Origin of the sequence: Marinobacter antarcticus (assembly GCF_900142385.1) — a bacterium.
Classification (GTDB): domain Bacteria; phylum Pseudomonadota; class Gammaproteobacteria; order Pseudomonadales; family Oleiphilaceae; genus Marinobacter; species Marinobacter antarcticus.
Genome location: NZ_FRAQ01000010.1, coordinates 1 through 2,215, shown reverse-complemented (window position 1 = coordinate 2,215; position 2,215 = coordinate 1). Strand labels below are relative to the sequence as shown.

Here is a 2,215-nt window from a genome sequence, read left to right as displayed (position 1 = left end):
CTGGTAGGAGAAGGCTCTGGAAAGTGCCGCCATAGTGGGTGATAGCCCCGTATCCGAAACCTGAGTCTAGTGAAAACGAGTAGGACGGGACACGTGATATCCTGTCTGAACATGGGGGGACCATCCTCCAAGGCTAAATACTCCTGACTGACCGATAGTGAACCAGTACCGTGAGGGAAAGGCGAAAAGAACCCCTGTGAGGGGAGTGAAATAGATCCTGAAACCGTATGCGTACAAGCAGTCGGAGCAGACTTGTTCTGTGACGGCGTACCTTTTGTATAATGGGTCAGCGACTTATGTTCAGTGGCGAGGTTAACCGTATAGGGGAGCCGTAGGGAAACCGAGTCTGAATAGGGCGATTTAGTCGCTGGGCATAGACCCGAAACCGGGCGATCTATCCATGAGCAGGTTGAAGGTTGAGTAACATCAACTGGAGGACCGAACCCACTGTCGTTGAAAAGCCAGGGGATGACTTGTGGATCGGAGTGAAAGGCTAATCAAGCCCGGAGATAGCTGGTTCTCCCCGAAAGCTATTTAGGTAGCGCCTCGGACGAATACCACAGGGGGTAGAGCACTGTTTCGGCTAGGGGGTCATCCCGACTTACCAACCCGATGCAAACTCCGAATACCTGTGAGTACTATCCGGGAGACACACGGCGGGTGCTAACGTCCGTCGTGAAGAGGGAAACAACCCAGACCGCCAGCTAAGGTCCCCAAATTCCAGTTAAGTGGGAAACGATGTGGGAAGGCTCAGACAGCTAGGAGGTTGGCTTAGAAGCAGCCATCCTTTAAAGAAAGCGTAATAGCTCACTAGTCGAGTCGGCCTGCGCGGAAGATGTAACGGGGCTCAAACTGGATACCGAAGCTGCGGCTGCATACTTTGTATGCGGGGTAGGGGAGCGTTCTGTAAGCCTGCGAAGGTGAGTTGAGAAGCTTGCTGGAGGTATCAGAAGTGCGAATGCTGACATGAGTAACGACAATGGGAGTGAAAAACTCCCACGCCGGAAGACCAAGGTTTCCTGCGCAACGCTAATCGGCGCAGGGTGAGTCGGCCCCTAAGGTGAGACCGAAAGGTGTAATCGATGGGAAACGGATTAATATTTCCGTACCTTGGATAGCTGCGATGGAGAGACGGAGAAGGCTAGGTGAGCTGGGCGACGGTCGTCCCGGTTTAAGCGTGTAGGGAGTGGGTTTAGGCAAATCCGGATCCACAATTCTGAGACGCGACGACGAGCACCCTTAACGGGAGCGAAGTCATTGATGCCATGCTTCCAGGAAAATCTTCTAAGCTTCAGGCTATTTGAGACCGTACCCCAAACCGACACAGGTGGTCAGGTAGAGAATACCAAGGCGCTTGAGAGAACTCGGGTAAAGGAACTAGGCAAAATGGTGCCGTAACTTCGGGAGAAGGCACGCCGGTGGTATGTGACGCCCTTCGCGGGTTGAGCAGAAGCCGGTCGAAGATACCAGGCCCCTGCGACTGTTTATTAAAAACACAGCACTGTGCAAACTCGTAAGAGGACGTATACGGTGTGACGCCTGCCCGGTGCCGGAAGGTTAATTGATGGGGTTAGCGCTTGCGCGAAGCTCTTGATCGAAGCCCCGGTAAACGGCGGCCGTAACTATAACGGTCCTAAGGTAGCGAAATTCCTTGTCGGGTAAGTTCCGACCTGCACGAATGGCGTAACGATGGGGGCGCTGTCTCTACCCGAGACTCAGTGAAATTGAAATCGCCGTGAAGATGCGGTGTATCCGCGGCTAGACGGAAAGACCCCGTGAACCTTTACTATAGCTTCACAGTGAACTTTGAACATGTTTGTGTAGGATAGCTGGGAGGCTTTGAAGCGGCGACGCCAGTCGTCGTGGAGCCAACCTTGAAATACCAGCCTGGCATGTTTGAGGTTCTAACTCCGTCCCCTTATCGGGGATGAGGACATTGTGTGGTGGGTAGTTTGACTGGGGCGGTCTCCTCCTAAAGCGTAACGGAGGAGCACAAAGGTGGGCTAAGTACGGTCGGACATCGTACGGTTAGTGTAATGGCACAAGCCCGCTTAACTGCGAGACAGACACGTCGAGCAGGTACGAAAGTAGGTCATAGTGATCCGGTGGTTCTGTATGGAAGGGCCATCGCTCAACGGATAAAAGGTACTCCGGGGATAACAGGCTGATACCGCCCAAGAGTTCACATCGACGGCGGTGTTTGGCACCTCGATGT

Annotated in this window: 1 rRNA gene; it reads left to right on the top strand. The window is 53.5% G+C overall.

Annotated features, from left to right (window positions below):
* Positions 1–2,215, top strand: a 23S ribosomal RNA gene (locus tag BUA49_RS17470); the annotation flags it as partial.